The 12,332-nt window shown below is 41.8% G+C and carries 9 protein-coding genes; all 9 read left to right on the forward strand.

What is annotated here, in order from left to right; all coding sequences use genetic code 11:
- Window positions 1-6: 6 nt before the first annotated feature.
- The 9 genes from TREAZ_RS05590 (at window position 7) to TREAZ_RS17320 (ending at window position 12,324) form a co-directional block, all read left to right on the forward strand.
- Complete coding sequence (locus tag TREAZ_RS05590) at window positions 7-2,466, forward strand: glycosyltransferase family 2 protein (RefSeq protein WP_015710843.1); 2,460 nt, start codon at window positions 7-9, stop codon at window positions 2,464-2,466.
- Complete coding sequence (locus TREAZ_RS05595) at window positions 2,463-2,660, forward strand: hypothetical protein (protein ID WP_015710844.1); 198 nt, start codon at window positions 2,463-2,465, stop codon at window positions 2,658-2,660. The genes TREAZ_RS05590 and TREAZ_RS05595 overlap by 4 nt, the downstream gene beginning before the upstream one ends.
- Before the next feature lie 137 nt (window positions 2,661-2,797).
- A complete protein-coding gene (locus TREAZ_RS05600) occupies window positions 2,798-4,132 on the forward strand; it encodes an MBOAT family O-acyltransferase (protein ID WP_201764785.1) in 1,335 nt (444 codons plus the stop codon).
- A 10-nt stretch (window positions 4,133-4,142) separates the two neighbouring features.
- Window positions 4,143-5,459, forward strand: coding sequence for an alginate O-acetyltransferase AlgX-related protein (locus tag TREAZ_RS05605; protein ID WP_043922906.1), 1,317 nt, complete (start codon window positions 4,143-4,145; stop codon window positions 5,457-5,459).
- The gene (locus tag TREAZ_RS05610; RefSeq protein ID WP_015710846.1) at window positions 5,456-6,802 is read left to right on the forward strand and encodes a hypothetical protein; all 1,347 of its coding nucleotides are present in this window, start codon (window positions 5,456-5,458) and stop codon (window positions 6,800-6,802) included. Before TREAZ_RS05605 ends, TREAZ_RS05610 begins: the two co-directional genes overlap by 4 nt.
- A 17-nt stretch (window positions 6,803-6,819) precedes the next feature.
- Window positions 6,820-8,325: a hypothetical protein gene (locus TREAZ_RS05615; RefSeq protein WP_015710847.1), complete on the forward strand. Its 1,506-nt coding sequence runs from the start codon at window positions 6,820-6,822 to the stop codon at window positions 8,323-8,325.
- Window positions 8,326-8,340: 15 nt separating this feature from the next.
- Window positions 8,341-9,288, forward strand: coding sequence for a glycoside hydrolase family 16 protein (locus TREAZ_RS05620; protein WP_015710848.1), 948 nt, complete (start codon window positions 8,341-8,343; stop codon window positions 9,286-9,288).
- On the forward strand, window positions 9,285-11,591 hold the full coding sequence (locus TREAZ_RS05625) for a hypothetical protein (RefSeq protein ID WP_015710849.1): 2,307 nt from the start codon (window positions 9,285-9,287) through the stop codon (window positions 11,589-11,591). The genes TREAZ_RS05620 and TREAZ_RS05625 overlap by 4 nt, the downstream gene beginning before the upstream one ends.
- A gap of 64 nt (window positions 11,592-11,655) precedes the next feature.
- Window positions 11,656-12,324, forward strand: a complete 669-nt coding sequence (locus tag TREAZ_RS17320; RefSeq protein ID WP_148257711.1) for a GDSL-type esterase/lipase family protein — start codon at window positions 11,656-11,658, stop codon at window positions 12,322-12,324.
- The last annotated feature ends 8 nt before the right edge of the window (window positions 12,325-12,332 follow it).

Consider the following 12,332-nt stretch of genomic DNA (forward strand, 5'->3'; position numbering starts at 1 on the left):
CGGTATATGGTTAAGATTGGCGCCTATATTCTATCCAGGTTTGATGTGCTTCTTAAGTCGGTAAACAAAAGCAGGTCTTCTCTAAAAAACCTGGTGTTTGTCGCGACTATTATCTCCACAGCTGTTTACCTTATATGGCGGATGTTTTTTACCCTTCCCTGGCAATACGGAGCCGCGTCTATTATCGCCGGCCTCCTTATGCTCGTATCTGAAATTTTGTCTACCCTGCAGGCATTGGACAAATTCAGCAGTGTAAAAAAAGGTTTTGAACCTCCGCTTCCCACAATTCCTGATGAATGGTTCTGCGATGTGGACATATTCATTGCGACCCATAATGAATCGGCGGAGATCCTTTTCAAGACTGTCAACGGCTGTACTCATATGGAGTATCCCGATAAAAACAAGGTTCACGTTTACCTCTGTGACGATGGCAATCGGTCTGAAATAGCCGCCCTCGCCAAAGAATTGGGAATCGGTTATTTCGGCCTCGCAAGGAATAAGCTGCTCAAAGCAGGCAACCTGAATAACGCTATGCGTCAAACCCATGCGCCCCTCTGCGTTACCTTCGACGCCGACATGATCCCTACCCGGTATATGCTCACAAAAACTGTCCCGTATTTTTATCTGCCCTTTATGAAGCAGCTTCCTGACGACAGATGGATACTGCGCGAACTGGGCGAGATTGATCCCGATTACCGGATCGGTTTTATCCAGACGCCCCAGAGTTTTTATAACCCTGATCTGTTTCAGTACAATCTCTATTCTGAAGGCCGCATCCCCAATGAGCAGGATTATTTCTTTAGGGAAATTAATGTCATTAGGAACGCTTCCAATGCGCCTATCTACGCTGGTTCGAATACGGTCATTTCTCGTATCGCTTTGGAGCAGGTTGGTTACATAGCCACAGGTACCATTACCGAAGACTTTGCCACGGGGCTCAAGATACAGCGCAAAGGCTGGATCACTTATGGTACCTCCACGCCGCTGGCTCACGGCCTCGCTCCCGATGATATCGAAAGTCTCGTCAAACAGCGGGAACGCTGGGGACGGGGGTGTATCCAGAGTTTGCAGAACATGAATATCGTCGGCATGAAAGACCTGCCCTTCCTGTCCAAGATAAGTTATATAAACTGTTATTTTTACTGGTGGTCCTTTTTGGCACGGTTCATATTTATAGCTGCCCCCATTTTGTTCGCGGTTTTTCATTTACGGATTCTGGTTTGTTCGGTACAGCAGTTTTTCATTTTTTGGCTGCCCTATTTTATCCTTTCCAGTATCACGTCAAAACTAACTGCCGGGGCAACCCGCAACCAGCACTGGAACGGTGTTATTGATACCATCATGTTCCCATACCTGATGGTGCCTATCGTTAAGGAGGCCCTGGGGTTTAAGCTGGAGAAATTTGCCGTAACCAGAAAAGACAAGGCAACCGGCGAACAAAAATCTACGTTCTATTGGGCGCTGCCTCATTTGATGCTGCTGATATCATGCTTGGCCGCGCTCGGTATCTGCGTCAAGCTGACCCTTCAGTCGGCGACAATGTACAACATTGTCATGATGTACTGGCTTGTCATCAACAGCAAGAACCTGGTTCTGGCGATCTTTTTCATGATGGGGAGGAAAAATACCCGCAGTACAGAGCGTTTCTATGTTACTCTGCCCATAACAATTCACGGCGAATTCGGCGATATCCACGCCATGACAACAGATATTTCCGAGGAGGGGCTCGCCTTCACTATAGACAGGCCGGAATTTATTTCCCCCGATACTGATTTGAGCCTGATTCTGGAAGCTCCCCCCTATACGGCTAAAATGGTAGTCCGGGTACTCCATATAGATAACAGAAACAACAATGCCTGGAAATACTGCGTCCGCATCCTCACCCTTGACCGATATAATATCCGGCAGTATTTTCAGATTATTTATGATCGCCACCATTCCCTGCCGGATAAAATCGCCGAAAACTGGAGCCTCTATGACGATTATCAAATACAGCTTAACAAGCGATCTTCACTCCAGATTAACGCTCAAAGGAAACTGCCTCGTGTCGAGTTGAGTGCCATCGCCGCCCGTTCCGACGGGAGTGTGTGTATGGTGACAAGTTTTAATTACTATTACTTAAGCTTCAGGTTTTTCTCTCCCTGGCCGGAAGGCGATGACGAGGATGAGGTGAGGGCGCGGAGGAACAGGCCCGCCTGTGAGATTTTTGACGAAGCATATATGGAATTTGAGGGATATAATAATCTTCCGTTTCATATTGCCATAGAAAACAAGCTGCCTGGCGGGGATATACTGTTTTCAGTCATTAATTGGAGGACCCTTCTCAACAACAAGGATTACCCGTCCCTGATAGACAAGTGGGTGGCAGGAGTCAAAATGGAAGCCCTTATCCGGGGTGAGCGTAGTCTTCCCGAACTTCCGCCTGCCGACGAATATGCGGAGATATTGGAAGAGGCTTTTGTATGAACGACGTTTTGCCTCAAACTCTTGAACCTGTACGGTATTTTCTCGAAACCCTGAATTCGGATCGTTGGTTTTGGGTTTTCCGTATCGCTTTCGCCGTCTGTATGGTTTTTTCGGCGGTGATTTTTATTTTTTTCAGGAAACGGCTTCCCAATGATGAGGAACTAGCTAGAAAGAAAAAAAAGAAAAAGATATAATAAGGCAGAGCTACAAAAAGGGGTAATGATTGCTATTTTCCAGCCTACTGTTTTTATTTTATTTTCTTCCCATTACACTGGCAGTAAACTATTTTTTGTCCTTTAACCGGCTTTTGCAAAATATATGGCTGTTAGCTATGAGCCTTTTTTTCTACGCCTGGGGCGAGCCGCTCTATGTATTGCTGATGATTTTTTCGATAATGGTGAACTGGGCTTTTGGTCTCGTCGTTGATAAAGTGAAGGATAATAAAAAGCAGGTCAGGATTACTGTAATCACGACCTGCGTCGTCAACCTTGCGATCCTGTTTGTTTTTAAATACCTTGGCTTTGTGGTGAGTAATATCAATATGGTCGCAGGCCGCAATCTGATAAATTTTACCAGTATGGCCCTGCCTCTGGGTATTTCGTTTTATACTTTTCAGTCCATGTCCTATGTCATTGATATCAGCCGCAATGACGCCAAGGTGGAAAAGAACCCTTTTTACGTAGGCCTTTATGTCGCGTTTTTTCCTCAGCTCGTCGCCGGACCCATCGTCCGCTATACGGATGTCGCCGATCAGATCCTTAACCGCCGTTTTAACGGGGCTATTTTTTTTGAAGGATGCTGCCAGTTTATTTCAGGCATGGGGAAGAAAGTGCTTATCTCCAACGCTATGGCCATGATCGCGGATAATATTTTCAACCTTTCCGCTATGGGCCACCATGTTTACAATGTCCCTGTAACTCTCGCCTGGCTGGGTCTCGTCGCTTATACCCTGCAGATCTTTTTTGATTTTTCTGGTTATTCCGAAATGGCCATAGGTTTGGGCAGGATGTTTGGTTTTGAATTTTTGATGAACTTTAATTACCCCTATATCGCCAAATCAATTGTTGATTTCTGGCGCCGCTGGCATATTTCTCTTTCCACGTGGTTCAAAGAATATGTATATATCCCTCTTGGCGGTTCGCGGATGGCTAATAATGATTTGATGGTCCGCAACACCTTCGTGGTGTGGCTTTTGACCGGCGTTTGGCACGGCGCCGACTGGACCTATATTCTTTGGGGTCTGTGGCATTTCGTGTTCATTATTTTTGAACGCCTCATCAAGTGGGACAACTTGAAGATCCCCAATTTCCTGAGGCATGTTTATACCCTGCTGGTGGTAATGATAGGCTGGCTTTTCTTTCGGGCTATTGATTTCTATCAGTTCGCGCAGTATTTCTTGAACCTGGTGGGGATGAATAACAATGGGTTTTACAGCGACACTGCCTTCATGCTTCTGCGTGAATATTGGGTCTTTTTTCTTTTTGCAATTATATCATCAACGCCGGTTATCAAGAACTTTGGCCGTTTAATGAGACTGGAGGTGATGGGTGTTTGGAATTATTTGTATACTTTTTTTATGCCCATTGGTTATATAACGGTGTTTATTATTAGTATAACCTTCCTGGCCAAGGGGAATTACAACCCCTTTATTTACTTTAATTTTTAGGTATTATGAAATGATAGAAATTGACAGCAAGGCAAAAGAAGCAAAACAGATTCTTCTCTATGAGATGGCCCGTCGGCAGACAGGTATTCTGCTTGTTGTTATGATGAGCATATTCAGCCTGGTAAACGGGGTATGGCAATTCGTCCCTACGCTCTGGACAGGCATTGTATGGTCCCTGCAAAACGCAACAGGCCCGACCGAATTGAAAGGATTTTTATCCGCCGTAGAAAGCAACCTTGGCGGCGATCTTTTGGGTAAAAACCAGTTTATTGAATTTTATGCATTCATGGAAAAGCTTCAGGGCAAGGAAGAATCGGACAATTTCTGGGCGGTCAAGAATAAAGCCGGAGATATCATGTATTCCAATTTTTATCCCGATAATGTGGACAGCCTTGGTGAATGTGTCCGCCGGATTTGGCGCTTGAAACAAACCGTGGCCCAAACCGGCACCAAAGTATTTTTCGTCATGCCCCCAACCCTGTACATCCGGGGAAAAGAAGACTTCTCCCCCGGCCTCCCTTACGGCGACTATAACTACCGGGAGGACACATTCCTGTACTGGCTCGATCAATTCGGCATAGACAATCTCGATCTGCGGGAGAGTCTTAAAGATAACAACATTGCGCCGGAAGACTATTTTTTCCATACCGATCATCATTGGCGCCTAGAAACCTCCTTTGCCGCATTTGGAGATATTGTTGCGTGGCTGGATGAAACTTTCGGCGTAGACCTCGATCCGGATCGCTTTTATACTGATATATCGAACTACTATCAACGAACCTATGAAAACGCTTCCTTGGGTTCCTTTGGCAGGAAGACGGGTATTATTTTTTCCGGTTTGGATGATTTCACCGTGCTATGGCCCAAATTCGACGACCAGACGGATTTTACCTATTATCCCCGTTTTCTCCTGCCCTATTCCCAGCCCATAAGCGGCCCATTTACGGAATCCCTGTTGTATCCGCGCCTTATTTCCACTGAAAACCCGTATATAAACGATTTTTACGGTGTGTACCAAAGCGGTATAAAGAGCCATGAAAAAATCATCAACAATAAAAACCCCGATCTCCCCAAAATGCTGCTTATCCGCGATTCTTTCAGTCTTCCTCTGGGCGTTTTCATGGCGCCTTTGTTCAGTCAGATAGACTGTATTTGGCCTGCCAACAGCGATAATTTCTTTTTTGACATCGACGCTTACTTGCAAGAGAATCATTTCGATTTTATAATGATCGAAATGTACCAGGAAAATCTGATAACGAAAAATTTTTACTATAACCCAAATTCCCTGCCGAACGAGCCGTTTTCGGGAGGTATGGAGCAAGAATGAAAAGATTCAGCGTAATTCCGCTTTTGTTGGTTTTTATTGTATTTTCGGTTTCCGCCCAGGAAGAGGAGGAGGCGCCGGCGCACTCCTCTGTTTCCGGCGTGATGGATTATATTTCCATAAACAGCTATGGTTATGCGGCCTTTGACCTTGTTAAAATCATCAAACCATCCGATGGCGATCTTAACGTGTCTTCCGGCATTGATTCCGAGAACGACAATCCCAATGTCGGTCTTACGTTCACAATGAATACCCCGGATAACCGGCTGGGGGCTGTTTTGTCCATCGTGAGCTCCGGCGAATCTTTCGCCTCGGTAGATTCCGCTGAATTGTGGGTAATGCCGTTCAGCTGGGTACGGCTTGATTTCGGCAAATTTTATAACGATGATCTTCGCGGGTCCATGATAGCCGGTGGTTTCAATCTTGGTACAGGTTCAGGGTATTTCAACGAGGATTCGGTATTCCAAAGGTTCGACGGCAGTTCGGGAACCAACGTTCTGTTAAAGTTGACCCCAGCCATTGAGGGGCTTTCGTTTTATGCCTTTTTTAACCCTCTTAATGCGGCGGGCCCCGGAAGCCTCGGTATCGAAGATGTTACTGATTCAAAAACCCTATTGCTAAGCGGTCAATACGCAGCTGCTTATGATTTTTGGAATGTCGGCCTGTTCAGGCTTCAATACATTGGAGGCGAGAAGGAGCGGATTGATTCCCGGGTGTATTCATTGTTTAACCGTCTTGGCGCCGTCAACTCTCTGAACCCTTCAGTTTCGTATCCAATGTCTGTACAGGCGGCGGCGGCAATTTCGCTGATTCAAAATCTATCTATGGAATTTGGCGTAACGTACCCCCTGTATATATCAGATGAAAGTGGCAGCCTGCAAAGACCGCTAGTCGTTTCGGCGGGAGGTAAATATACCCTGGATTCTTTTAGTTTCAGCGGAGTGTTTACCGGGAGTTTCCTGGGTTCTTCCCAGGAAAACGATTATACCCAAAAAATAAAAAACGCCTTCGGCAACGTGTACGGAATTTCTCTGGGCGCCGCTTACAATGCAGGACTTTTTTCTCTGGGTATGAACTTTAAGGCCCAGTATAAAGATAAAGACAAGAGCAATATTTATAAAAAAGACGATCCCCAGTCAGATAACGCCGCCTTTTCCAGTGGAGTGTCGTTATGGATATCAAAAACTTTTTTAAGCGGTTATGTACAGCTTGGAGTTAATCTTACGTTCCCTGCTCTCAACGCTTTTAGCACGGGTTACAGCGTTTATGATCCGTATTCCTGGGCAAAGCCTTCGCGCTCTCCCTGGATAATCACGGTTCCCATTAGTTTCAGTTATTATATCTAAGTCAGGGAGTTGAAAATATGCTGCAAAAACTGAAAGAAGATATCTGGATTATTCTTGCATCCCTTTTTGTGTTCAGCGCGCTCATGGTTTTTTTTACGGTTGTTCATCCTATTATCCCTTATGACAATGATGACTGGGGTCTGTTGTGCAATTTCAGACATGCTTTCCCCGATGCCTCGACATCAAGTCCCTCAAGAATTTTCCAGGAAATTTTTATGCCTTTTATAGGGCTTATATCGGCTTTTGTAGTCAATATTTTTGTAAAAGACTATTTGTTTTCCTTTGCGGTAACATTGGCCATTGTTCTGGCTGTGATCTCGACAGTGCTTTTTAACGTAGTTTACCGCCTCTTTTGTTCTCTTACGAATAAAAAGGGGCTCTCCATTCTAATCTGTCTTCTCATGTCGTTGTTTTACTTTGGATTTTTTAAAACCAGATATGACAGCACTTATATGCTTTATAGTATCAATTATACCTGCGCGTTTTATTATATAATTCCTAATTTACTGAATTCGATTTTGGTTTGCCTATTAATGAAGTATGAATGTCAGGGTACAAAAATTTCTCCTGATGGACTGGGATATGTAAAATTCGGCATTATAGTTGCCGCTGCCTATTTCGCAATCTTTTCCATGTTGTTCTCCATGGCAATTTTGGCTGTTTACTGCGGGCTTAATTTAATTTTATCCATTGTTGTATATAAAAAGCAATTCGCCAAAAAAATCCTTTTTCAAATTGCTATTATAGTTGGATTTCTTGTTTATTGCTATTTTGAAATTACAAGCCAGCGGGCGGCAACTGATACTATCGGTACTTTTGAATTGAATGAAAATACAGGTTTCTTGGAGCGGGTTGTTATTGCTTTTTATACCTCTTTGGGCCTTCTGGAGCAGATAAACAAGGCTTTTTTGATTTTTGCGATGGTCATAATATTTGTTGCGCTGATAATTTTTTCAGTAAATATAAAAAAAGACAGCTCCAATAAAATCATCAAACCTGCCGCTATGTGCATAATTCTCTGTCCGGCTATTTTTTTGGCCTATATGCTTATAAGCGCTATGGCCGGAGCTCAATTTTATCCAAGTTACACACAGGTAATGTACGGGGCATTTTTTTACTTTTTTATGGCCGCCGGTCTTTGTTTGGCTTATATTCTGGAAAAATTTCCCAGACTGACAATTCTTGTACCTGTTGTCATACTTATTTTTACCAATGAGGCTGCCAATCCCTATCTACGCTTTCAGGATCAAATGAGCTATCACTGGAATAATATTCAATTGTCCACAAAGAAAAAAATGGAACTTACCAACCATTGGATAGAACAGATGAAAGAAGCCGATAGCCAGGGGATTACCGAGATTACATTACAGGTTCCGTATTATCCTGACCATGAAGATGATATGCCGACCGGTTCCAATTATTGGCCTCTTGGTTTTACAAATTCATTATTCCTGCATCATGTTACATTTTATTATATAAATGTTAAACTTGACTATGTTGAAGGCATGCTGCCCGGAGAATAATCATGAGGGGGAAATATGATAATAGAAAAAACAACTAAAATAGGTATGGCGTTCTTTATGCTCCTGATAACTCTGTTAATGGACTGTTCATGTATTAAGCATGTCGAGTCATTCCCCGAAAACGAAGGCACTGGCGCTTCAGAAGATTACCAACTTATTTGGGAGGATAACTTCGACGGGTCGAGCATTGATACCAGCAATTGGATAGTGGTGCGGTGGGGCGCAGATACTGTTCCTGCAGGGGAGCTGGAAATTTATCAGCCCTCCAATGTAACAATGGAAGAAGAACCTGTTTCCGGGAATTCCTGCATGGTCTTGACTGCAAAAATTGATACCAATAAAAGCGGAAAGGGGCAGATCACCTCCGGACGGGTTGACTCCTACGGAAAAAGGCAGTTTCAATACGGAAAGATAGAGGCAAGCATTAAACTGCCCAAAACAGCGAACGGTTTATGGCCTGCTTTCTGGATGCTCGGTACAGATGAAATGGAAATTGGCTGGCCCATGTGCGGCGAAATAGATATTATGGAAATGGGAAGTTCCTATGCTTATAAAAATAATACCCAGGAAACCCTAAATTTTGGCACGATACATTATGGCCCTAGAGAAGAGAACTGGGAGCATCCCATGATATACCAATGGTACAATAATGAGTACAGCCTTCAGGATGGTTCCTTCCACCTCTATACGCTAATATGGGATGAAAACAGGATTAATATGTTTCTGGATATGGACAGATTTCCGGACCGGGCGCCGTATTTTTCGCAGGCCATAAATTTTGTTGACAAAGAAGGCTACAATTTGGCTGATTTTTTCAGGAAACCGTTTCGCATAATATTTAATCTTGCTGTTGGCGGAGAGTATCCTGATATTTATGAAATTGATGGTATTAAAGCTTTGAATGCGACGAATAATTTCGAAGCTAAAATGTATATCGACTTTGTCCGGGTATTGCAGAAATGAATACTGTAATTGAAAACGAAAACAAAGGCCCCGGATGGATAGACTTTGCCAAAGTATTCTCTGTTTGGTTTTTAATTACGGGCAGTTTTGCCATATCGCAGAAGTATTTCCTTTTTGTCACTGTATTTGTCGTTCCGGTTTTTTTCTTTCTTTTCGGTTTTAGTGAAACAGATGGAAAGTCAATAAAGCAAACGATTATAGAAGGTCTTAAATTTTTTTTATTGCCTTATGTATTATTATATCTGACGAATTATATAATAAATATCATTGTATATTTTTTAAGCCGTGCAACAAACCCTGCCGTAAGTCCGGATAGTTTTGATATTTTTATTAAACCCCTTATTGGGATGCTGTTGGCGAGCACTGTAAAATCACCCTTTTCAACGTTTGCTGTTCATTCCCTTTGGTTTTTGCCGGCCGTGTTTATTGTAAGGGTTTTTCATGCAATAATATACAAATTTATAAAATTAAAAATTTATCTGTACTTATTGTTTATTCTTGTCTTCTATGGTATTACTTCCTTGTCGTATTATTTATTCAATATACAGGGACAGCGAATTGCTTTTTCCATTGACTGCGCCTGCGCAGCCATGCCGTTTTTCACCGCTGGGTATATAATAAGGAAGTATGGAATTTTAATTCCTTTTATTAGGCATGATTTGCAGGGAAAATCTTTTAATTTTCTTATTTCGATAGTTTGTTTCGGTTTTATTGTCATTTTTCTGCAATTTATGGGCGAATTCAATTTCGGAGACTTTATTTTTGGAAGCAGCATCCCTCTTTATTATTTAGCCGGATTTATGGGAATAGCGGCAGTAGTTTCGTTTTCTTTAACTTGCAGCGGAGATTTTGGAATTTCGTATTTTCTTTCGCAGGGGCTCCTGATAGCTGCTGCTTTTTATATAAAGGTTATCGGGTTACTCAATACCGTTGTAGGACAGGATTATGAATTATTCTTGATGTCAAAATTTATATTGTCATTTCTAATACTGCTTTACTCTTCCATGGCGGTTTTATTTTGGAAATATTTGAAAGGGGAGAGGGAACTAATACTGTATTTAAAAATTCTAATACGAAATAAAATTTTTTATAACGCAAAAATGGTTGTTTTCGCTGTTTCGAAATTATTCACTGCGTTGTTTGTAATTATCCGCGAAAAATTGGTAAAACCGTCAGGGGAAGATCACGGCGAAGAGACCCTTCCGGAAGACAGGTTCCTCTGGGTTGATTTCGCACGGGCTGCAGGTTTATTGATCTTTATTCTTGGGAATATGCAGGGCATTAATTTGTTAAAGAACTTCATTTTTGCCTTTGTATTACCGCTTTACTTTTTTTTAAATGGTTTTCTTGAGAATAACCGGCGTTCATTTAAGGAAATGGTACTGAACAGCATAAGAACCCTGCTGATCCCGTATGTGATTATATATGGATGCTTAATAGTATATTATTTTGTTTTTAATGTTATTGCAAATATTGGAAATCTGAATCCTGATAGAGTTTTGTTTGAATTTATTTTACAGCCTGTTTTAAATATGATCTTGGTTACAAATCAAGTTGGTGGTTTTTTCGGCTCCCAAGCTATACCACTGTGGTTCCTTATAGCGTTATTCGAAATCCGTATTGTGCACCATGGTTGTATTGCGTTAATTAAACGAAAATTGTCATTTTATCCATTAAGTATAATTATCGCCGTTGGGGTTTTTTGGGGGCTGTTTAGGTTAAGCATTGTGTTGATTCGTCTGCCTTTTGCCCTGGACTGCGCCTTTTTGACGTATCCTTTTTTCGCGCTGGGCTTTATAGTCAGACAAAAGAAAGTAATCGAGCTGATAAATTATTATGATAGCAAAAGCGCTGCATTAAGAATTATTTTGCCGATTGTTGGTTTTGCCCTGACAGCTGTTGTCAGTGCAATAAACGGATTAAATGATATTTCCTGGGGTGTTTTTGGATTAAATCTTCCGATGTTTTATTTTTCCGCATTTTTCGGTATTGCCTCTGTTGTTTTTATTTCATTGTTATACAAAAAAGAAATGCCGGAGATTACCCTTGTTTCGATGGGTTCTTTGTTAATTATGTCTTATTATTTTCCTGCATTGTATTATACGATTCATGTTTTTGACTCCCTTAATATTTACTTTGGTCTTTTTGCGCAAATATGCATTTCTGTGTTGATGCTATTTTTATCACCTGCGCTTTTATTGTTCTTTTTCCGGTATTTTCCGGTATTGACAGGTGGTAAAAATAGATTACTTAAGCAAAGGGAACAGATAAACAGAATGATGGAGGTACTACCGCGTGAATAAATATTTTTGCATAAAACTGTCAATTTTTATAACAATCTTTGTACTATTGGCCGCATGTTGCAGCATGGCGAAAAATGTTGGCTATAAGTATATCCCCATCCCGGAAAATTCACAAAAAAAGGTCCTTACGAGGCCTATTGTTTGTCTTGGAGACAGTCTTACGGAAGGATATGTCTCTTCAATGGTTGGTATTGTGGATCGGGAACATTCATATCCGGCATTTTTACAGGAAAAGGTCAATGTTCAGGTTGTTAATTCCGGGATAAGCGGCAATACAACCAAGGAAACGTTGGATAGGATTGAAAAAGATGTTCTTGCGTACAACCCCGATATGGTTATTGTGTTTCTTGGAACAAACGACTTTTTTTTAAGGGATCTTCCTTTGGAAGAAACTCAGGAAAACTTACAGAAGATCCTGGATAAAATCAATGACGGCGACAGGCTGATATTCCTTGTAAAATTTTATTCAAACCAAATACTGGAAAGGTTTATGAGCTGGAAGGAATGGTCTGTAAGGAGGTGGCAAAGCACAATTAATAAATATGATAGTATGTTTGAAGAATTGGCGCATAAAAATAACGCAGTATTGATTAGCGGAGTCTGGGAGGGAATTGATATTGAGGCGGATATGCCCGATTCGGTTCATCCAGATACGCATGGTTATTGGCTTATTGAAGAAAATATCTTTTTAGCTGTAAAATCATACATCTCTGAAGAAAATCTGATAGAATAGGAGGATAG

Source organism: Leadbettera azotonutricia ZAS-9, from assembly GCF_000214355.1.
Classification (GTDB): Bacteria; Spirochaetota; Spirochaetia; order Treponematales; family Breznakiellaceae; genus Leadbettera; species Leadbettera azotonutricia.

Excerpts from the sequence above, each read along its gene's own strand:
- TREAZ_RS05590 (WP_015710843.1), top strand. The coding sequence starts at position 7 with ATGGTTAAGATTGGCGCCTATATTCTATCCAGGTTTGATGTGCTTCTT.
- TREAZ_RS05595 (WP_015710844.1), top strand. The coding sequence starts at position 2,463 with ATGAACGACGTTTTGCCTCAAACTCTTGAACCTGTACGGTATTTTCTC.
- TREAZ_RS05600 (WP_201764785.1), top strand. The coding sequence starts at position 2,798 with ATGAGCCTTTTTTTCTACGCCTGGGGCGAGCCGCTCTATGTATTGCTG.
- TREAZ_RS05605 (WP_043922906.1), top strand. The coding sequence starts at position 4,143 with ATGATAGAAATTGACAGCAAGGCAAAAGAAGCAAAACAGATTCTTCTC.
- TREAZ_RS05610 (WP_015710846.1), top strand. The coding sequence starts at position 5,456 with ATGAAAAGATTCAGCGTAATTCCGCTTTTGTTGGTTTTTATTGTATTT.
- TREAZ_RS05615 (WP_015710847.1), top strand. The coding sequence starts at position 6,820 with ATGCTGCAAAAACTGAAAGAAGATATCTGGATTATTCTTGCATCCCTT.
- TREAZ_RS05620 (WP_015710848.1), top strand. The coding sequence starts at position 8,341 with ATGATAATAGAAAAAACAACTAAAATAGGTATGGCGTTCTTTATGCTC.
- TREAZ_RS05625 (WP_015710849.1), top strand. The coding sequence starts at position 9,285 with ATGAATACTGTAATTGAAAACGAAAACAAAGGCCCCGGATGGATAGAC.
- TREAZ_RS17320 (WP_148257711.1), top strand. The coding sequence starts at position 11,656 with ATGGCGAAAAATGTTGGCTATAAGTATATCCCCATCCCGGAAAATTCA.